The 19,646-nt window shown below is 71.2% G+C and carries 19 protein-coding genes; 15 read left to right on the top strand and 4 right to left on the bottom strand.

The genetic code is table 11. The annotated features are described in order from the left end of the window. The first annotated feature begins 96 nt into the window (after positions 1-96). Complete coding sequence (locus ACZ6S6_RS14955) at positions 97-762, top strand: UbiX family flavin prenyltransferase (RefSeq protein WP_362963921.1); 666 nt, start codon at positions 97-99, stop codon at positions 760-762. Positions 763-773: 11 nt separating this feature from the next. Here the strand turns inward: ACZ6S6_RS14955 and ACZ6S6_RS14950 are convergent, their stop codons facing one another. Continuing rightward, positions 774-908, bottom strand: a complete 135-nt coding sequence (locus ACZ6S6_RS14950; RefSeq protein WP_362963919.1) for a hypothetical protein — start codon at positions 906-908, stop codon at positions 774-776. Between the two features lie 132 nt (positions 909-1,040). Here ACZ6S6_RS14950 and ACZ6S6_RS14945 point away from each other — a divergent pair, with 132 nt between their 5' ends. The 6 genes from ACZ6S6_RS14945 (at position 1,041) to ACZ6S6_RS14920 (ending at position 6,458) form a co-directional block, all read left to right on the top strand. After that, positions 1,041-1,496 carry an Lrp/AsnC family transcriptional regulator gene (locus tag ACZ6S6_RS14945; RefSeq protein ID WP_362963937.1) on the top strand — a complete coding sequence of 152 codons (456 nt, stop codon included), beginning with the start codon at positions 1,041-1,043 and terminating at the stop codon, positions 1,494-1,496. 102 nt (positions 1,497-1,598) lie between these two features. Then, complete coding sequence (gene mqnE, locus ACZ6S6_RS14940; RefSeq protein WP_469705945.1) at positions 1,599-2,762, top strand: aminofutalosine synthase MqnE; 1,164 nt, start codon at positions 1,599-1,601, stop codon at positions 2,760-2,762. A 124-nt stretch (positions 2,763-2,886) separates the two neighbouring features. Beyond that, the gene (locus ACZ6S6_RS14935; RefSeq protein ID WP_362963917.1) at positions 2,887-3,411 is read left to right on the top strand and encodes a GNAT family N-acetyltransferase; all 525 of its coding nucleotides are present in this window, start codon (positions 2,887-2,889) and stop codon (positions 3,409-3,411) included. Between the two features lie 166 nt (positions 3,412-3,577). Then, positions 3,578-3,832: a DUF4229 domain-containing protein gene (locus tag ACZ6S6_RS14930; protein WP_362963915.1), complete on the top strand. Its 255-nt coding sequence runs from the start codon at positions 3,578-3,580 to the stop codon at positions 3,830-3,832. A gap of 397 nt (positions 3,833-4,229) precedes the next feature. Beyond that, a complete protein-coding gene (locus ACZ6S6_RS14925) occupies positions 4,230-5,576 on the top strand; it encodes a dicarboxylate/amino acid:cation symporter (RefSeq protein ID WP_469705887.1) in 1,347 nt (448 codons plus the stop codon). A 243-nt stretch (positions 5,577-5,819) separates the two neighbouring features. Beyond that, positions 5,820-6,458, top strand: a complete 639-nt coding sequence (locus tag ACZ6S6_RS14920; protein WP_362963933.1) for a TetR/AcrR family transcriptional regulator — start codon at positions 5,820-5,822, stop codon at positions 6,456-6,458. Here the strand turns inward: ACZ6S6_RS14920 and ACZ6S6_RS14915 are convergent. Together ACZ6S6_RS14915 and ACZ6S6_RS14910 are read right to left on the bottom strand one after the other, a co-directional pair. After that, a complete protein-coding gene (locus ACZ6S6_RS14915) occupies positions 6,403-7,260 on the bottom strand; it encodes a MaoC family dehydratase (RefSeq protein WP_469705886.1) in 858 nt (285 codons plus the stop codon). The genes ACZ6S6_RS14920 and ACZ6S6_RS14915 overlap by 56 nt on opposite strands. 4 nt (positions 7,261-7,264) lie before the next feature. Further along, entirely contained in the window at positions 7,265-8,584 is a 1,320-nt protein-coding gene (locus ACZ6S6_RS14910; protein ID WP_469705944.1) for a 3-oxoacyl-ACP reductase, read from the bottom strand. Positions 8,585-8,660: 76 nt separating this feature from the next. Between ACZ6S6_RS14910 and ACZ6S6_RS14905 the strand changes: the two genes are divergently transcribed. The 8 genes from ACZ6S6_RS14905 (at position 8,661) to ACZ6S6_RS14870 (ending at position 19,126) form a co-directional block, all read left to right on the top strand. Then, positions 8,661-9,938, top strand: a complete 1,278-nt coding sequence (locus ACZ6S6_RS14905; RefSeq protein ID WP_362963907.1) for an acetyl-CoA C-acetyltransferase — start codon at positions 8,661-8,663, stop codon at positions 9,936-9,938. A 67-nt stretch (positions 9,939-10,005) separates the two neighbouring features. Continuing rightward, positions 10,006-11,910, top strand: coding sequence for an AMP-dependent synthetase/ligase (locus ACZ6S6_RS14900; protein WP_469705885.1), 1,905 nt, complete (start codon positions 10,006-10,008; stop codon positions 11,908-11,910). A gap of 83 nt (positions 11,911-11,993) precedes the next feature. After that, entirely contained in the window at positions 11,994-12,668 is a 675-nt protein-coding gene (locus tag ACZ6S6_RS14895) for a hypothetical protein (RefSeq protein WP_469705884.1), read from the top strand. A gap of 109 nt (positions 12,669-12,777) precedes the next feature. Further along, positions 12,778-13,722 carry an LLM class F420-dependent oxidoreductase gene (locus ACZ6S6_RS14890; protein ID WP_469705883.1) on the top strand — a complete coding sequence of 315 codons (945 nt, stop codon included), beginning with the start codon at positions 12,778-12,780 and terminating at the stop codon, positions 13,720-13,722. Positions 13,723-13,732: 10 nt separating this feature from the next. After that, a complete protein-coding gene (locus ACZ6S6_RS14885) occupies positions 13,733-14,518 on the top strand; it encodes an SDR family NAD(P)-dependent oxidoreductase (RefSeq protein WP_362963897.1) in 786 nt (261 codons plus the stop codon). A 124-nt stretch (positions 14,519-14,642) separates the two neighbouring features. Further along, on the top strand, positions 14,643-15,764 hold the full coding sequence (locus ACZ6S6_RS14880; RefSeq protein ID WP_469705882.1) for an LLM class flavin-dependent oxidoreductase: 1,122 nt from the start codon (positions 14,643-14,645) through the stop codon (positions 15,762-15,764). Between the two features lie 165 nt (positions 15,765-15,929). Beyond that, complete coding sequence (locus ACZ6S6_RS14875; RefSeq protein WP_469705881.1) at positions 15,930-17,669, top strand: N-acyl-D-amino-acid deacylase family protein; 1,740 nt, start codon at positions 15,930-15,932, stop codon at positions 17,667-17,669. Continuing rightward, positions 17,666-19,126, top strand: coding sequence for an aldehyde dehydrogenase family protein (locus ACZ6S6_RS14870; protein WP_469705880.1), 1,461 nt, complete (start codon positions 17,666-17,668; stop codon positions 19,124-19,126). Before ACZ6S6_RS14875 ends, ACZ6S6_RS14870 begins: the two co-directional genes overlap by 4 nt. A 41-nt stretch (positions 19,127-19,167) precedes the next feature. Here the strand turns inward: ACZ6S6_RS14870 and ACZ6S6_RS14865 are convergent, their stop codons facing one another. Further along, positions 19,168-19,587, bottom strand: coding sequence for an ATP-binding protein (locus tag ACZ6S6_RS14865; RefSeq protein WP_362963888.1), 420 nt, complete (start codon positions 19,585-19,587; stop codon positions 19,168-19,170). Between the last annotated feature and the right edge of the window lie 59 nt (positions 19,588-19,646).

Genomic DNA, 19,646 nt, shown 5'->3' with positions numbered 1-19,646 from the left:
CACACCCCCCTCATCCGTCGGAACGTACGGAGCCCCTGGCTGGGTTCCGGGTGGCGGGTGCCGGATAGGCTCGGTTCTGTGGATTCCGGGATTTCAGTGAGTCAGCAGCAGCGACAGCCTTGGATTGTCGGGGTTTCGGGCGCTTCGGGCACACCATTCGCCGCTGCGGTGCTGCGGGGTCTGCTCGCCGCGGGGGAGAGCGTGGACCTGGTGGTGAGCCGGGCGTCGCGGCTGACCCTGCTGGACGAGACCGGGATCGCCTTCCGCGACGCGCACTGGCAGGAGGACCTGCGCGGCTGGCTGGCGCGGGGCGCGGACGGGAAGCCGCACACCTTCGAGGCGGATGTGTCCGGTGTACGGCACTGGGCGGCCGGTGATCTGGCCGCCGGGCCGTCCTCGGGGTCGTACCCGGTGAAGGGGATGCTGATCGTCCCGGCCTCGACGGCGTGTGTGGCCGGGGTGGCGCTCGGGCTCTCGAAGGATCTGTTGCAGCGGGCCGCGAGCGTGACGCTCAAGGAGCGGCGGAAGCTGGTCGTCGCGGTGCGCGAGACCCCGCTCAACGGGCAGACGCTGAAGCATCTGGTGACCCTGGACGAGGCGGGCGCGGTCGTGCTGCCCGCCTCTCCGGCGTTCTACGCGGGTGCGACGCATATCCAGGATCTGGTGGATTTCGTCGCGGGGCGGGTGCTGGACGCGGCAGGGGTGCCGCATCGGCTGTACCGCCGCTGGGAGGGAGAGCTCGGTGGCGGCTCCCGTGGCTGATCCGGGTGGGGTCAGCGCTTCTTGGGTGCGCGCGGGGTGCGGGCCCGGTCGATCCGGTGGGCGGCGGCGGGCTGATGGGCACGCGAGCGGTTGGCCAGGTCCTGTAGCTCGCGCATCCGGGCGTAGGCCATCTCGATCGTGTACACGGTGTTTTCACTCCTGAAGATTCGAAAGCATTTTTTGGATGTTCGGGAAGATTTGCAGGCCGTGAAGCCTGCATGCCTTAGATTCTACACGTAGACTTGCGATACTGCTGAATAATGGAAGGTTCCAGTCACATGGACGCGGTGGACAGGCAGCTCATCCAGGCCCTCAGGGAGAACGGCAGGGCCTCGTACGCCGAGCTGGGCCGGCTCGTGGGGCTCTCCGGGCCAAGCGTCACCGACCGCATCAACCGGCTGGAGACCGCCGGTGTGATCACCGGCTACCGCGCCACCGTCGACGCGGCCTCGCTCGGGCTCGGGGTCACGGCCCTGATCGGCATCTCGCTCTCCGACGCCGCGGACCACGAGGACGTCGCGCACCGGCTGAAGGACCTCGCCGAGATCGAGGACGCCTGGTTCATCGCGGGCGCCGACTCCTACATGCTCAAGGTGCGCGTCGGTGACGTGGACGGCCTGGAGAAGACCATCCGCCGGCTCAGCGGCACCAGGGGCGTCTCGCGGACCCGTACCACCGTCGTGCTGTCCACCAAGTGGGAGAACCGGGTCGGTGAACTGCCCGAGGAGGGCTGACGGGGCGGGCCGACGGGGAGGGCCGAGGGGGTCCCCGGGCCGCTCCGGGCGGGGGAGTACGGTGAGCGAAGTCTGTTACGTAGAGAAATGGGAGGCGCCCTAGTGGACGCGGGACTCAAGCGCGAGCTGGAGCAGAAGGTCCGGGCCGGCGAGCGGCTGACCCGCGAGGACGGGATCGCGCTCTACGAGTCCGACGACCTGGCGTGGCTCGGCGGTCTGGCCCATGAGGTGCGTACGCGCAAGAACGGTGACGTCGTCCACTTCAACGTCAACCGCCACCTCAACATGACCAACGTGTGCACCGCGTCGTGCGCGTACTGCTCGTTCCAGCGCAAGCCGGGCGAGAAGGACGCGTACACGATGCGCATCGAGGAGGCCGTCCGCCTCGCGAAGGCGATGCAGGGCGAGAACCTCACCGAGCTGCACATCGTCAACGGGCTGCACCCCACCCTGCCGTGGCGCTACTACCCGCGTTCGCTGAGCGCGCTGAAGGAAGCGCTGCCCGAGGTCTCCCTCAAGGCGTTCACCGCCACCGAGATCCACCACTTCGAGACCATCTCCGGGCTCTCCGCCTCCGAGATCCTCGACGAGCTGATCGAGGCCGGTCTGGAGTCGCTGACCGGCGGCGGCGCGGAGATCTTCGACTGGGAGGTCCGTCAGCACATCGTCGACCACGCCACCCACTGGGAGGACTGGTCGCGGATCCACCGGCTCGCGCACGAGAAGGGTCTCAAGACCCCGGCGACGATGCTGTACGGGCACATCGAGGAGCCCCGTCACCGCGTCGACCACGTGCTGCGGCTGCGTGAGCTCCAGGACGAGACCGGCGGCTTCCAGGTCTTCATCCCGCTGCGCTACCAGCACGACTTCGTGGACATGAAGGACGGCAAGATCCGCAACAAGCTCCAGGCGCGGACGACGATGGCGACCGGCGCGGAGGCGCTCAAGACCTTCGCGGTCTCCCGGCTGCTCTTCGACAACGTCCCGCACGTCAAGGTCTTCTGGGTGATGCACGGCGTGCAGACCGCTCAGCTCGCGCTCCAGCACGGCGCGGACGACATGGACGGCTCGGTCGTCGAGTACAAGATCACGCACGACGCGGACAACTACGGCACGCCCAACAAGCTGGGCCGTGAGGATCTGCTCGACCTGATCCGCGACGCGGGCTTCCGGCCCGTCGAGCGCAACACCCGGTACGAGATCCTCCGCGAGTACCCGGGCCCTGACGCGGATCGGCGCGAGTCGCCGCAGCCCATGCGGGTCTGACCCGGCGCGCGCTCCGAGCGCGCGCAGCGCTGTACGAAAGCTCCGGCCCGCCGTCCCCGGCCGGAGCTTTCTCGCGTTTCGGACGGGGTTTGAGGGCGGAGCTCGTAATGGTTAATCTGCCTCTATGGCACTTACTTTCGAGCTGGACCCCACCTTCGACCGGCCCCTGCGGGACGGCATCGCCGCGCTCTGGGCCGATGTCTCCAACGCGGGCGGCGCGGTGGGCTTCGTACCGCCCGTCACGGTCGAGGACGTCCGGCCCGATCTGGTCAAGCACCTCATCGCCATGGCCGAGGACCGCGCCCGGCTGCTCGTCGGCTTCGACGAGGAGGGCGCCGTCGCGGCCACGGCCTTCCTCACCCGCAACACGCACCGGCTGATGGCGCACTGGGTCTGGCTCTACACGGTGATGGTCCACCCCCGTCACCAGGGCCGCGGATACGGGCGCGCCCTGATGGCCGCCACCGCCGACGCCGCGCGCACCATCGGGGGCGTCGAGGCCATCCGGCTCACCTGCCGGGGCGGTACGGGCGCCGACCGGTTCTACGCCTCCTGCGGCTACAAGGAGGTCGGGCGGGTGCCGGGGGCGATCCGGGTGGCCGACGGGGACGACCGCGACGACATCATCATGCTGCTGCCGCTCGGCTGAGAAGGGCCGGCCGGGGCCCCGGCGGTGAGGAGTCCGGAGCCTTTCACGGAGCCCTCCGAACTGATCGATTATGGGGCATGCTTCACTGGACGGGCAGGACTGTCACGTAGAGAGAAGGCGAGCTGTGTCCGCTGCAAAGCCGAGCGCAATGATCCGGTACACCGCGATGCGTCTCAGTATCTTCGTCGGCTGCTTCGCGCTCGCCGCCGTGGCCGTCAACTTCGGGCTGCTGCCCTCCGGGGCGGGGGGCTCGAACATCATCTGGGTCATCCTGCTCGCCCTCGTGCTCTCCGCGCCGCTCAGCTACGTGCTGCTGCGCAAGCAACGCGACGAGATGTCCGAGCAGATCATCTCCACGGTCGACCGGACCAAGGCACGCCTTGAGGAGAACCGGACCCGCGAGGACAGCGTCACCCAGTGAGTGCCGGGGTAAGGGAAATGTAAGCTCCCTCACACCCGCCCCCTTCTTTTCGAAACCCCAGCGCCGGAGCCATCGCTCCTGTACTGGGGTTTTCGCGTTCTCCGGGCCGGTTGGGGGCCGTTCGCCCGGGATCCTGCCCCAAAGAAGACCTTTGAGGTTCTCAAAGTTCAAGTGTTAACGTGTTCGACATGACGACAGCTGTGCGCCTTCGAGCTGCCGCGAGCAACCCGCTCGTGGCGCGCCTGCACGTCGATCTCTGCCGCTGTATGTCCGCGGTCTGTTGCCGCAAGGTCTGAACGGCATCATGCAGCGGCGTCGCTCCTGACGCGGGCGCCGCAACCCCTGTCCCCCGCACGCAGTCCCCGTGCGCCCCGATGCGTCACTTCTGGAGTGTTCCGTGTCCGCGAACCCCGCGTCCACCACGACCGATGAGCCCTCCGGCTCCGGTTTCCGCATACCCAAGGTCCCGTTCTGGGCGCAGATCGTCGCCGGTCTCGTCCTCGGCGTCCTGCTCGGCTGGCTCGCCCGCAGCCAGGACATCGACTGGCTCTACACCACGCTCGACAAGGTCGGCCACATCTTCATCCAGCTGCTGAAGCTGGCCGTCGCGCCCCTCGTCTTCTTCGCGATCCTGGTGTCGATCACCAACCTGCGCAAGGTCAACAACGCCGCCCGGCTGGCCGGCCGCACCGTCCTCTGGTTCATGATCACCTCGCTGATCGCGGTCGCCATCGGCCTCGCGATCGGCCTGATCACCAACCCGGGCACCGGCACCGGCCTCACGCCGAAGGACGGCAAGCTCTCCGAGACCAAGGGCTCCTGGCTCGACTTCCTGACCGGCATCATCCCGGACAACGTCATCACGCCGTTCACCGAGCTGAACGTCCTTCAGATCGTCTTCATGGCCGCCGTCGCGGGCATCGCCGCGATCCAGCTCGGAGACAGGGCCAAGCCGATCCTCACCCTCAGCGAGTCGATCCTGGAGCTCCTCCAGAAGGCCCTGTGGTGGGTCATCCGCCTCGCCCCCATCGGCACCATCGGCCTCATCGGCTACGCGATCGCCGACTACGGCTGGGACCTGCTCGGCAAGTACGCGACGTTCACCGCCGACGTCTACATCGGCTGCGCCCTGGTGATGTTCGGCGTCTACCCGCTGCTCCTCGCCACCGTCGCCAAGGTCAGCCCGCTCCAGTTCTTCAAGGGCGCCTGGCCCGCGATCCAGCTGGGCTTCGTCTCGCGCTCCTCGGTCGGCACCATGCCGGTCACCCAGCAGGTCACCGAGCGCCTCGGCGTCCCGAAGGAGTACGCCTCCTTCGCCGTCCCGTTCGGTGCGACGACCAAGATGGACGGCTGCGCCGCGATCTACCCGGCGCTGGCCGCGATCTTCATCGCCCAGATCTTCGACGTCCAGCTGGGTGTCGGTGACTACATCCTGATCGCGTTCGTCTCGGTGATCGGCTCCGCGGCCACCGCCGGCCTCACCGGCGCCACGGTCATGCTGACCCTCACCCTGTCGACGCTCGGCCTCCCACTGGAGGGCGTCGGCCTGCTGATGGCCATCGACCCGATCCTGGACATGATGCGGACGGCGACGAACGTCGCGGGCCAGGCGCTGGTCCCGGTGCTCGTGTCGGCCCGCGAGAAGATCCTCGACCACGACGCGTACAACTCGGCCTCGGGCTCCCTGGTCGACGACGCCGAGGTCCGCGACAACGAGCCGGCGAAGGTGCCCGTCCCCGCCTGATCCCCCGGAGTCACGCGGCCTCCTCCCGGTTCTTCGGAGGCTTCCGATTCCCGCGGCTGTGCCCCGTACCCTCACGCCTGGGTACGGGGCACAGCCGTTTTGCGAATGCGTCGTTCACCGGCCACCCCGGCGTCGCGGAACCCGGTCCGCACCACGGGGCCGGGCCCCGCGCCGTACTCTTGCCGGGGAGTAGTGCAGCGGGGGCGGGAGGAAGTCGACGTGGGTGCTGTGAAGGGCAAACGGATGCCGCGTGCCGTGCGCGAGCAGCAGATGATGGACGCCGCGGTGCGGACCTTCGGGCAGCGCGGCTACCGGGCCGCCTCGATGGACGAGATCGCCGAGTTGGCCGGGGTGTCCAAGCCGTTGGTGTATTTGTACCTGAATTCCAAGGACGAGCTGTTCACCGCGTGCATCCGGCGCGAGGCGCAGGCGCTGCTGGCGGCGGTGCGGGCGGGGGCGGAGCCGGGCCTGCCCGCCGACCGGCAACTGTGGTCCGGGCTGCGGGCGTTCTTCACGCACACCGCGCAGAACCCGGACGGCTGGGCGGTGTTGTACCGGCAGGCGCGTACGCACGGGGAACCGTTCGCCACCGAGGTGAGCGTGATGCGCGACGAGGTCGTTGCGTTCGTGACGGGTCTGATCGGGGCCGCGGCGCGCGAGGCGCACCACGATCCGGCGCTCCCCGACCGTGATGTGGCGGGTCTCGCACAGGCGTTGGTGGGTGCCGCGGAGTCGCTCGCCGGCTGGGCGAACGAGACTCCTGGCGTCTCGGCCAAGGAGGCCGCGGCCACCTTGATGAACTTCTCCTGGGCCGGTCTGGAGAACCTCATGCACGGCCGTACCTGGCAGCCTCCGGAGCTGTCCGCGCCGTCGTCCCGGTGAGGTGGACGCGGTTGCCGCCGCGCAGCTGGAAGCCGGTGCCGTCGGACGCGTAGGTGACGGTGCCGGGCAGCAGGACGGGTGCCTTGAAGTCGGCCCGCACGGTGTGGATCAGGTGCGGCTGCGGGGCCTCGGCGAGGCAGCGGGCCACGGTCCACATGCCGTGCGCGATGGCCCGCGGAAAGCCGAACAGCCTGGCCGTCAGCGGGTACAGGTGGATGGGGTTGCGGTCGCCCGACGCGGCTCCGTAGCGCCGGCCCAGGTCGGCCGGCAGCCGCCACTCGGCGACGGCGGGCAGCGCCATGGATTCCCCGGCGGGTGCGGCCGTGGCGGGTTCCGGGGTACCCGGGTGCGTCGCGTGACGGGACAGATAGCCGCTGCGGGACTCCCACACCAGCTCGCCCGACAGCCGCGCCTCGGTGACCACGGTGACCTCCGTGCCGCGCCGGTGCGGCGTCAACGCAGCGGCGTACACGGCCAGTTCGAGTGCGTCCGTGGGGTGTGGCATGTGGTGCGCGGTGATCTCGATCCAGGTGTGGACGAGTCCGGTGACCGGCAGCGGGAAGCGCCGCCGGGTCATCAGCCGCATCGCGAGCGGGAAGGCCAGGACGTGGGGGTAGGTGACCGGCAGGGCGCCCGAGTCGCTGAAGCCGCAGATCCTGCGGTACGCGGCCAGCGGTCCGGGGGCGACGGCTGCCGCCGGGCGGGTCGGACGGTCGGCCGGCAGCGTGGCGTCCGGCCGGCCGGGCCGTTTGAACGGGGAGGTGGCGGCTCCGCGCGCCAGCGACAGGATCAGGCTCGGCACCGGGTCACGCCCCCAGCAGGCTCTGGCCGCAGACCCGGACGATCTGGCCGTTGACGGCGCTCGACGCGGGCTGGGCGAACCAGGCGGTCGTCTCGGCCACATCGACCGGGAGTCCGCCCTGCGAGAGGGAGTTCATCCGGCGGCCCGCCTCGCGGATGAGGAGCGGGACGGCGGCGGTCATCTTCGTCTCGATGAAGCCGGGGGCGACCGCGTTGACCGTGACGCCGTGATCGGCGGCGGCGCGCGGGGCGAGCGAGCGGACCAGGCCGATGATCCCGGCCTTGCCGGCCGCGTAGTTGGTCTGGCCGTTGTTGCCGGCGATGCCCGCGATGGAGGCGGTGGCGACGATCCGGCCGCCGCGGTTGACGGTGCCGCTCTTCAGCAGCGCGTCCGTGGTGCGCAGCACGCTGTCGAGGTTGACGTCGATGACCGAGGCCCAGCGGTCGGCGGCCATGTTGGCGAGTCGCCGGTCACGGGTGATGCCGGCGTTGTGGACGAGGATGTCGAGGCCGTCCGGGGCGGCGTCGGAGATCAGGGCCGCCGCGTCGTCGGCGGTGATGTCCAGCGGCAGCGCGGTGGCGCCGAGCCGCTCGGCGGTGCGCACCAGGTCCTCGCGGGCCTGCGGGATGTCCAGGCAGATGACGTGGGCGCCGTCCCGGGCCAGCACCGAGGCGACCGAGGCGCCGATGCCGCGGGCCGCGCCGGTGACCAGCGCGGTGCGCCCGGCGAGCGGGGCGGCCCAGTCGGCGACCGGGCCGGGGGCGGCCGAGGTCACCTCGATGACCTGGCCGCTGATGTACGCGGACCGGGGCGACAGCAGGAAGCGCAGGGTGGATTCGGCACCGGCGACCGCGCCGGGCGCGAGGCGCACCAGCTGCACGGTGGAGCCCTTGCCGATCTCCTTGCCGAGTGAGCGCACGAAGCCTTCGAGGGCCTGCTGAGCCGCGGCCTGGTGGTGGTCGTCCGGGGACGGGCGCACTCCGAGGACGACGACGCGGCCGCCCGGTGCGAGGGAACGGACGACGGGGTGCAGCGCGGCGTGCACGTCCCCGAGCCCGGCGGCGCTGTGGACGGCCGTGGCGTCCAGGACGATCGCGGCGGGCCGGTCGGCGCTCGCCGTCACCTCCAGGCCGGTCGCGGCGAGGAGCGCGCCCAGCTCGTCGGTGACGGTGGAGTCCCCGGCGGTGAGGTGGAGGACGGGGCCGGTCAGCGACGGGGTCGCGGGCGACCAGCGGCGCAGCGGTGCGGGCTGCGGCAGGCCGATTCTCCGGGTCAGGAATCGGCCGGTTGCTGTGCCGGTGAAGTGCAGATAGCGGTCGGCCATTGTCCAGACTCCCTGCTCGGTCTTAGATTTACTCAAGAGTAAGGTTACTTAAGAGTCAGGAGTTGGTCGAGATGAGTTGGTCGAGTTGATCCCCCTCGCACTCCCGCGGCCCCGCAGGGTCGCGGTCATCGGCGGCAGCCGTATCCCCTTCGCACGCTCGGACGGGCCCTACGCGCAGGCCTCCAACCAGCAGATGCTGACCGCCGCACTGGACGGTCTGGTCGAGCGGTTCGGGCTCCAGGGGCAGCGGGTCGGCGAGTTCGTCGCGGGCGCGGTCCTCAAGCACAGCCGGGACTTCAACCTGGCCCGCGAGACCGTGCTCGGCTCACGGCTCGACCCGCGCACCCCCGCGTACGACATCCAGCAGGCCTGCGGCACCGGCCTCCAGGCCGTCATCGCCGCCGCCGGCAAGATCATGCTCGGTACGGTCGACTCCGCGGTCGCGGGCGGCGCGGACACCACGAGCGACGCGCCCCTCGGCGTCAACGACGAACTGCGCAGGCTCCTGCTGTCGGCCCGGCGGGCGAAGTCGGCGGGGGGCCGGGTCAAGGCGTTCGCGGGGGTACGTCCCCGGCATCTCGTCCCGGACATCCCGCGCAACGCCGAACCCCGCACCGGCCTCTCGATGGGCGACCACGCGGCGGTCACCGCCCGGCAGTGGGACATCGCCCGCGCGGACCAGGACCTGCTCGCCGCCACCAGCCACCAGCGCCTCGCCGCCGCGTACGAGCGGGGGTTCCTGGACGACCTCGTCGTCCCGTACCTCGGCCTGGACCGCGACCAGAACCTGCGCCCCGGCTCCACGGTGGAGAAACTCGCCACGCTGAAGCCGGTGTTCGGCGCGGACCACCCGGACGCGACGATGACCGCGGGCAACTCCACCCCGCTCACCGACGGCGCCGCGACGGTACTGCTGGCGAGCGAGGAGTGGGCGGAGCGGCACGGGCTGGAACCACTGGCCTACCTCTCCCTCCACGAGACCGCGGCCGTCGACTACGTGGGCGGTGCGGACGGTCTGCTGATGGCGCCCGCGTACGCCGTGCCGAGGCTGCTGGAGCGGGCCGGTCTCACGGTCGAGGACTTCGACCTCTTCGAGGTCCACGAGGCCTTCGCCTCCCAGGTGCTCGCCACGCTGGCCGCCTGGGAGAAGGCGGGGCTCGCCCCGGTCGACCGGGAGAAGCTCAACGTGGCGGGCTCCTCACTGGCCACCGGGCACCCGTTCGCCGCGACGGGCGCCCGGATCGTCGCCACCCTCGCCAAGCTCCTCGCGGAGCGGGGCACCCCGGGACGCGGGCTGATCTCGATCTGCGCGGCCGGCGGCCAGGGCGTCACGGCGATCCTGGAACGCGCCTGACCCGTACACGTAGACACGTCCCGACCCGTTCCGACCCCGCCCGACCCCGATGCCCGAGGAGCCGCACGTGTCCACGCCACCCGCCACACCCACCGCGCCCGTCCTGGTCGAGCCCGCCAAGGTCAGGGCGGCCGACGGCAGCGTCCAGCAGGTCTCCGTGCCGGCGTTCGCCCCGCCCGTCCGCCGCGGCTCGCTCGCCGAGATCCCCTTCGACAACGCCCGCGAGGCACCCGCCGACGCCGTCCTCAGCCGCAAGCAGCCCGACGGCAGCTGGCAGGACGTGACGGCGGCGGACTTCGCGGGCGAGGTGCTCGCCGTCGCCAAGGGCCTCATCGCGGAAGGGCTGCGGGGCGGCGACCGCATCGCGATCATGGCCCGTACGACGTACGAGTGGACGCTGCTCGACTTCGCGGCCTGGGCCGCCGGTCTGGTCACCGTCCCCATCTACCCGACCTCCTCCGCCTTCCAGGCCCGCTGGATACTCCAGGACTCGGGCGCGGTCGCCTGCGCCGTCGAGACGGCCGAACAGAGCCGCGTCATCAGCCAGGAACGCAAGCAGCTCGGCGACCTCGCCCACCTCTGGCAGTTGGACACGGGCGTGCTGGGCCGGCTGAAGAAGAGCGGCCGGGACATCCCCGACGACGCCGTCGCGGCCCGGCGCGCCACGCTGGAACCGGAGACCCCCGCCACCCTCATCTACACCTCGGGCACCACCGGCCGCCCCAAGGGCTGTGTGCTGAGCCACGGCAACTTCTTCGCCGAGGTCGACAACGCCATCGAGCTGCTGCACCCGGTCTTCAAATCGGTCAGCAAGTACCCCGCGTCCACCCTGCTGTTCCTGCCGCTGTCGCACGTCTTCGGGCGGATGGTCGCGATCGGCTGCCTGCGCGCCCGGGTCCGCCTGGGCCACGCCCCGTCCATCCGGACGGAGGACCTGCTCGCCGATCTGGCCGGGTTCAGACCGTCGTTCCTGCTGGCCATCCCGTACGTACTGGAGAAGGTGTACAACACCGGCCGGGCCACCGCCGAGAAGATGGGCCGCGCCTCGTCCTTCGACCGGGCCGCCCGGATCGCCCAGCGGTACGGGCAGGCCGTCGAGGCCGCCGAACACGGCACCGGACCCGGACCCGGACTGGGGCTGCGGGCGGCCCGCGCGCTCTACGACCCGCTGGTCTACCGCCGCATCCGGGCGGCGCTCGGCGGCCAGGTCCGGTACGCGATCTGCGGCGGCTCCCCACTGGGCAGCCGGCTCGCCGCCTTCTACGCGGGCGCCGGCATCGAGATCTTCGAGGGCTACGGCCTGACGGAGACCACCGCGGCCGCCACCGTGACCCCGCCCCTCAGACCGCGTCTGGGCACGGTCGGCTGGCCGATGCCGGGCAGCGCCGTCCGCATCGCGCCGGACGGCGAGGTGCTGCTCAGCGGCGGCCAGGTGTTCCAGGGCTACTGGGACACCGAACGCGGCGAGGCCGTTCCCGCGCTGGACGGCGGCTGGTTCGCCACCGGCGACCTGGGCGCGCTCGACGAGGACGGCTACCTCACGATCACCGGCCGCAAGAAGGACATCATCATCACGTCCGGCGGCAAGAACGTCACCCCGGCCCCGCTGGAGGACTGGCTGCGCGCCCATCCGCTGGTCAGCCAGTGCATGGTGGTCGGCGACAACCGCTCGTTCATCACCGCCCTGATCACCCTGGAGCCGGACGGGCTGTCCCACTGGCGCCGGATGAAGAAGAAGGAGGACGTCCCGGTGCGCGAACTCGTCCACGACGAGGAACTGCACACCGCGCTGCAACGCGCGGTCGACGAGGCCAACCGGCTGGTCTCGCGCGCCGAGTCGATCCGCAAGTTCACCGTCCTGCCGGTGGACTTCACCGAGGAGGGCGGCCACCTGACGCCGTCGCTGAAGCTGAAGCGGGACGCGATCACACGGGACTTCGAGGCGGAGATCGAGGAGCTGTACCGGAAGTAGGGCGGGCCCGCGCCCGGACGGGGAGCCTGCGCTCTCCGCCCTGGGCGGGGGCTCCCGGGCGGGGGTCCTGTGACGGGTATGACGTGGACGCCGCCCGCCCGGCCCGCATCGCCGACACTGGGGTGGTGCTGATCGTCGATGCCGTCCTGGAAACCGCCGACGCGGCGAACGCGGTGCCCTGGCCCGTGACCGCCCTGCCGCCCTACACCTTCCTGGCCCTCTCGGGCCGCATGCCGGAGTCCGACGTCGGCGCCGCGATGGCGCTGCTCACCGACTGGTTCGCGACGGATCCCGACGACAGAGGCCGCGTACCGGACGCCGCCGAGCGCGTGCGACGGCTGATCGCCTGCGACCGGGTCGTGGCCTCGGGAGGTCTGCGCGTCCGGGACGCGGCGACCGGCGTGACGGTGAACCCGGGGTGCTGCTGCGGTCTGGAGGACTGGCGCGAGTGGCTCCGGCTGCTGGACGGCGATCCGGTGTACCTCGGGCACGATCCGACGCCGAGGGTCGAACTCGACGGCCAGGTCGTCCGCGTATGGCCCGACGGCGGCGACGACGCGGAGCGTCCCGAGGGGCAGCCGGTCCGGCTGCCCCTGTCCGGCCTGCCCGGCGTGCTGGATTTGGTCCGCAGGGATCTGCTGGGGTTCCGCGCTCTCGCCGCCGGCTGGGCGGGCCGTCACGTCCCCTCGCAGGCGGCCGAGCTCATCGCCAGGCTCGATGCGGACCTGGAGATCGGTGCTCCGCTGACGACCTCCTGAGCCCCTTCTCCCCGACCACCCCTTGCCTGATGATGCGTCAGGTACGACGATGACTCCGCTCGCAATATGACGAGCCGTCAGATTCGTGCCAGGGGAAGGAGGCCGTTCGGTGCCGATACTGCCCGCCGGACCGCTGTCGTACGGGATGCAGCTCCCGATCCAGTCGCAGAGCGCCATCTACGCGGAGCCGTGGGAGGCCGGGGCCACGCCTTCGGACCTCGTCGAGATCGCCCGCACCGCCGACCGTTCCGGGTTCGCCTATCTGGCGAGCTGTGACCATGTCGCCATCCCCCGCCGGCTCGCGGAGGGGATGAGTACCGTCTGGTACGACCCGGTGGCCACGCTCGGCTTCCTCGCCGGGGTCACCGAGCGCGTGCTGCTGATGAGCCATGTCGCCGTCGTCGGGCTGCGGCATCCGCTGGCCACCGCCAAGCAGTACGCGACCCTCGACCACCTCAGCGGCGGCCGGCTGATCCTCGGGGTCGGGGCTGGGCATGTGCGCGAGGAGTTCGACGCGCTCGGGGTCGACTTCGACGGGCGGGGCGCCGTGCTCGACGAGACCGTCGACGCGCTGAGGGCCGCGCTCGGGCCGCAGGAGTACCCGGAGTTCGCGGGGGAGCGGTTCTCCTTCAGCGGGCTCGGCCAGCTGCCCCGGCCCGCCCAGGAGCGGGTTCCGATCTGGGTGGGCGGCTCCTCGCCCGCCGCGGTGCGCAGGGCCGCCGTGCGGGGGGACGGCTGGCTGCCGCAGGGTGATCCGCGAGGGAAGCTGCCGGAGCAGATCGCCCGGCTGCACGCCCTGCGGGAGGCGGCAGGGGTGGAGGAGCCGGTCGTCGTCGGGGCCATCACCGAGCCGCTGTACGTGGGCGAGCCGGACTGGTCCGTGGGGCGGCGCACCCTCAGCGGGAAGCCGGAGGCGCTCGCGGAGTCGCTGCGGGAGTACGCGGCGATGGGCGTGCACCAGATCCAGGTGCGGTTCCGCAGCCGCAGCAGGGCCGAACTGACCGATCAGATGGCGGCGTTCGCCGCCGATGTCGCACCTCACCTCGACAGGTAGGAGTCAGGCCATGGGAAAGCTGGACGGGCGGACCGTGCTGATCAGCGGCGCGGCGCGCGGGCAGGGCGAGCAGGAGGCGCGGCTCTTCGCCGCCGAGGGCGCGCGGGTGGTGATCGCCGATGTGCTCGACGAGCAGGGCGAGGCGCTCGCGAAGGAGCTGGGGCAGGAGACCGCGCTGTTCGTGCACCTGGACGTGAGCCGGGAGGCGGACTGGCAGGCGGCGGTCGCCGCGGCGAAGGGTGCCTTCGGGCGGATCGACGGGCTGGTCAACAACGCGGGGATCCTGCGGTTCAACGAGCTGGTGGCCACGCCGCTGGAGGAGTTCCAGCAGGTGGTCCAGGTCAATCAGGTGGGGGCCTTCCTGGGGATCAAGACCGTGGCGCCGGAGATCGAGGCCGCGGGGGGCGGGACCATCGTCAACACGGCCTCGTACACCGGGCTGACCGGTATGGCGTTCGTGGGCGCGTACGCCGCGACCAAGCACGCGGTGCTCGGTCTGACCAAGGTGGCGGCGGTGGAGCTGGCGGCGAAGGGCATCCGGGTCAACGCCGTCTGCCCCGGCGCCGTGGACACCGCGATGACCAATCCCGCGGCGCTCGACCCGTCCGCGGACCCCGAGGAGTCGAAGGCCGCGGTGGACCAGCTCTACCGCAAGCTCGTCCCGCTCGGGCGGATCGGCCGGCCCGAGGAGGTCGCCGCGCTCGCGCTCTTCCTGACCTCGGACGACTCCTCGTACATCACCGGGCAGCCGTTCGTCATCGACGGCGGGTGGCTGGCCGGGGTCAGTCTGTTCTGACCGCGCCGCCCCGCCATCTCACCTGACGGAGCGTCAGGTATTGACGGGTCGGGGTGTCGGTGGAACAGTCGGACGCATCAGAATCTGACGGTGTGTCAGAAAAGATTGAGGACGGTGAACCCCCTTGGAATTCGGGCTCTTTGTACAGGGGTATGTGCCCGCCGCGCGGGCCAAGGCGGACCCCGGGGCAGAGCACAAGGCGCTGATCGAGGAGACCGAGTACGTCATCCAGGCGGACAAGTCCGGCTTCAAGTACGCCTGGGCCTCCGAGCACCACTTCCTGGAGGAGTACTCGCACATCTCGGCCAACGACGTGTACCTGGGCTACCTCGCCCACGCCACCGACCGCATCCACCTCGGGTCCGGCATCTTCAACCCGCTCGCCCCGGTCAACCACCCGGTGAAGGTGGCCGAGAAGGTCGCCATGATGGACCACCTCTCCGAGGGGCGCTTCGAATTCGGCACCGGGCGCGGGGCGGGCAGCCACGAGATCCTCGGGTTCATGCCGGGCATCACCGACATGAACCACACCAAGGACCTCTGGGAGGAGACCATCGGGGAGTTCCCCAAGATGTGGCTCCAGGACGAGTACGTCGGCTTCCAGGGCAAGAGCTGGTCGCTGCCGCCGCGCAAGATCCTGCCCAAGCCGTACGGGAAGTCGCACCCGGCGATGTGGTACGCGGCCGGCTCGCCGTCCTCGTACGCCATGGCGGGCAAGAAGGGGCTCGGCGTGCTGGGCTTCAGCGTGCAGAAGGTCTCCGACATGGAGTGGGTCGTCGAGTCCTACAAGACGGCCGTCAAGGACGCCGAGCCGATCGGTGACTTCGTCAACGACAACGTCATGGTCACCTCGACGGCGATCTGCGCCGAGACCCACAAGAAGGCCGTCGAGATCGCGGTGGGCGGCGGGCTGAACTACCTCCAGTCGCTGCTGTTCCGCTACCACGACACGTTCCCCCGCCCGGAGGGCATCCCGGAGTGGCCGGAGCTGCTGCCGGAGTACTCCGAGGAGATCATCGAACTCCTCATCGCCGAGGAGCTGATGATCTGCGGCGATCCGGACGAGGTGCTGGCCCAGTGCCGGCGGTGGGAGCGGGCGGGCGCGGACCAGCTGAGCTTCGGGATGCCGATCGGGATCAGCCGGGAGGACACGCTGAACTCGATCAAGCTGATCGGCGAGCACGTGATCCCGGAGATCGACACGGACCCGGTCCACCGGACCACCCGGTTCCGCGACGCGGCGTAGGCCGCGGGGGCTCTGCCCCCGTAACCCCGCTCCTCGATCTCCGGAGGGGCCCGGTTTCGCGGGCGGCGTCTTCCCGGACCGCCGCCCCGCGAGCCGGGGTGCGTACCGCGGCCGTACGCACCCCGGCGCACATCCACGTTTGGCACATCACGGAAGGGACCCCTCATGCTCGACCACCTCATCCGCGGAGCGACCGTCGTGGACGGCACCGGCGGACCCTCCTACCGTGCGGACATCGGTATCCGCGACGGCCGTATCGCCGTCATCGCGGAACCCGGCACGGCCCCCGGGCCCGCCGCGACCACCGAGGACGCCACCGGTCTCGTGCTCGCGCCCGGTTTCGTCGACCCGCACACCCACTACGACGCGCAGCTCTTCTGGGACCCGTACGCCACCCCGTCGATGAACCACGGCGTGACCACCGTCGCCGGCGGCAACTGCGGGTTCACCCTCGCCCCGCTCCACCCGGACCGGCCCGAGGACGCCGACTACACCCGGCGCATGATGTCGCGGGTCGAGGGCATGGCGCTCAAGGCGCTGGAGGAGGGCGTCGACTGGACCTGGTCCAGCTTCCGCGAGTACCTCGACGCGCTCGACGGGCGGATCGCCGTCAACGCCGGGTTCATGGTCGGGCACTGCGCGCTGCGCCGGCACGTCATGGGCGCCGACGCGGTCGGCGGACAGCCCACCCCGGCCCAACTGGACGCCATGCTGGCCCTGTTCCACGACGCGATGGACGCCGGGGCGTGGGGCCTGTCCACCACCCAGTCCTCCACCCACGCCGACGGCGACGGGCAGCCGGTCGCCTCCCGGCACGCGCGCCCCGAGGAACTCCTCGCACTCTCCCGCGCGGTCGGCGAGCACGAGGGCACCCAGATCGAGGCGATCGTCGCGGGCTGCCTCGACCAGTTCTCCGACGAGGAGATCGACCTCTTCGTCGACATGACCGCGGCCGCCGGACGCCCGCTCAACTGGAACGTCCTGACCATCGACGCCGCCGTCCCCGAGCGGGTCCCGCGCCAGCTGGTCCCCAGTGAGCGCGCCCGCCGCGCGGGCGGCCGGATCGTCGCGCTCACGATGCCGATCCTGACCCCGATGAACATGTCGCTCGGCACGTTCTGCGCCCTCAACCTGATTCCCGGCTGGGGCGACATCCTGTCCCTGCCCGTCCCCGAGCGCATCGAACGGCTCCGCGACGCGGACACCAGGACCGAGATGCTGCGCCGCGCCAACAGCAAGGAGGCCGGTGTGTTCCGCCGCCTCGCGAACTTCGGCCGGTACGTCATCGGGGACACCTACAGCGAGGCCAACGAGGGCCTCGGCGGCCGGGTCGTCAACGACATCGCCGCCGAGCGAGGGCAGGACCCCTTCCACTGCCTCGTCGAGATATGCGCGGCCGACGAGCTGCGTACGGTGCTGTGGCCGATGCCCACCGACAACGACCCCGACTCCTGGGCGCTGCGGCAGCGGACCTGGGAGCACGAGGACGTCATGCTCGGCGGCTCCGACGCCGGCGCCCACCTGGACCGGATGTGCGGCGCCCCGTACACCACACGCTTCATCGGCGACTGCCTGCGCGGCCGGAAGCTCGTCCCCCTCGAAGCGGCCGTGAAGATGCTCACGGACGACCCCGCGCGCCTCTTCGGCCTGCGCGACCGCGGCCGCATCGCGGAGGGCTTCCACGCCGACCTCGTACTCTTCGACCCCGAACGCATCGACGCGGGCCCCGCCACCCTCGTCCACGACCTGCCCGGCGACAGCCCCCGGCTCGACTCCAAGGCCCTCGGCATCGTGTCGGTCCGCGTCAACGGGGTGGAGACGCTGCGCGACGACAAGGTGACCGGCGCGGTCCCCGGCACGGTCCTGCGCTCCGGACGCGACACCCGGACGGTGAGCACGCAATGACCACCCCCCAGCGCCTCTTCATCGGCGGCGAGTGGACCGAGCCGGCGAGCGGCCACTACGAGGTGATCAACCCGGCCACCGAGGACGTCGTCGGCCTCGCCCCCGAGGCGAGCCGCGCGCAGGTGTACGAGGCGGCCGCGGCGGCCCGTGAGGCCTTCTCCACCTGGTCCCGGACCCGCCCCGAGGAACGCGCCGCGATCCTCGACCGCGCCGCCGACCTGATGCAACGCGACTTCACGGCCAACGCCGCCCTGGCCCAGGCGGAGAGCGGCGCCACCACCGGCACCGCCCGCGGGATGCAGGTGGCCGTCGGCGCCGCCCGGTTCCGGCGGTACGCGAAGGGCGCGCTGGAACCGGTGGAGGAGGCGGTCCCGCCGCAGATCAACGAGGCCGGGCCGATGGGCCGGGCCGGAATCTTCGGGGCGCTCGCCGTCCGCCAGCCGGTGGGCGTCGTCACCTGCATCACCTCGTACAACAACCCCTGGGCCAACCCGGCCGGCAAGATCGCCCCCGCGCTCGCGATGGGCAACACGGTCGTCGTGAAGCCCGCCCCGCAGGACCCGCTCTCCGTCTACCGGATGGCCGAGGCACTCGCGGAGGCGGGCGTACCGGCGGGCGTCGTCAACGTCATCAGCGGTGCGGGCGCCGAGGCGGGCGAGGCCGCCGTGGACTCGCCCGACGTCGACATGGTCAGCTTCACCGGCTCCACCACGGTCGGGCAGCGCATCGCGGAGGTGTGCGGCCGGTCCATGAAACGGCAGCTGATGGAGCTGGGCGGCAAGGGCGCCGCCGTGGTGCTCGACGACGCCGACCTCGACTCGGCGGTGGCCGGCATCGGCACCACGTTCTCCTTCTACAGCGGTCAGATCTGTACGGCTCCGACCCGCGTCCTGGTCCAACGGGCCGCCCACGACGCCCTGATCGAGAAGCTCGCGGGGTACGCCGGGTATCTGACGGTCGGCGATCCGACGGCCAAGGGCACGGTGGTCGGCCCGGTCGTCTCCGCCGCCCACCGCGACCGCGTCGAGTCGTACGTCGAACTGGGCCGCAAGGAAGGGGCCCGGATCGTCACGGGCGGCGAACGCCCCGACCCGACCGGCCGCGGCTTCTACGTCGCGCCCACGCTGCTGGCCGACTGCACACCGGACATGCGGGTCGTGCGGGAGGAGATCTTCGGCCCGGTCGTGGTGGTCGTCCCCTTCGACGACGAGGAGGAGGGCATCGCGCTCGCCAACGACAGCGACTACGGGCTGATCGACTACGTCTGGTCCGGCGATGTCGCCCGCGCCTTCCGCGTCGCCCGCAGGCTGCGGGCGGGCGGGGTCGGCGTGAACACCATCGGCCGGAACATGGAGGCCCCGTTCGGCGGGTTCAAGCGGAGCGGTGTCGGCCGCGATGTCGGCTCGTACGCCCTGCACGCGTACAGCGAACTCCAGGCGATCGTCTGGCCGGGCTGAGGCGGAGGGCGGGGAGGGGCCGGGCCGTTGAACCACAGGGCTCAGGCGGGCGGGGTCTCGTGGACGGCCTCGAAACGGGACCACACGACCTTTCCGTACGGGGCGCGGTCCTCCACTCCCCAGTCGTCGGCGAGCGCCCCGACGATGCACAGTCCGCGCCCCGTGGTGTCCGTGTCGGAGGCGGGGCGCACCCATGGGCGGGACTCGGGGGAGGCGTCGCGGCTGTCGTGGACCTCCAGGCGTACGCCGTTCTCGTCGGCACAGAGGCGCACCAGGAAGCCGTGACCGCGTCGGGTGCCGTGGCCCAGGGCGTTGGTGGCCAACTCCGAGACGCACAGGCGGATGTCTTCGGCCGGCTCGCCGGTGACGTCCCACGACGCCAGGGTGGCGAGCACGAACCGGCGGGCCTGGCCGACCGACCGACGCCTGGCGTCGAAGTACTTGTGCAGCGCTTTCGTCATGGCACACCTCGTTCATGGAGACCGACAGCCGGCCCCTCCGGAGACCCGGGAGAGGCGGC

This window comes from Streptomyces sp. NPDC048671 (genome assembly GCF_055587045.1).
Note: the sequence above shows the minus strand (reverse complement) of the source record. Positions and strands in the feature narration are given on the sequence as shown.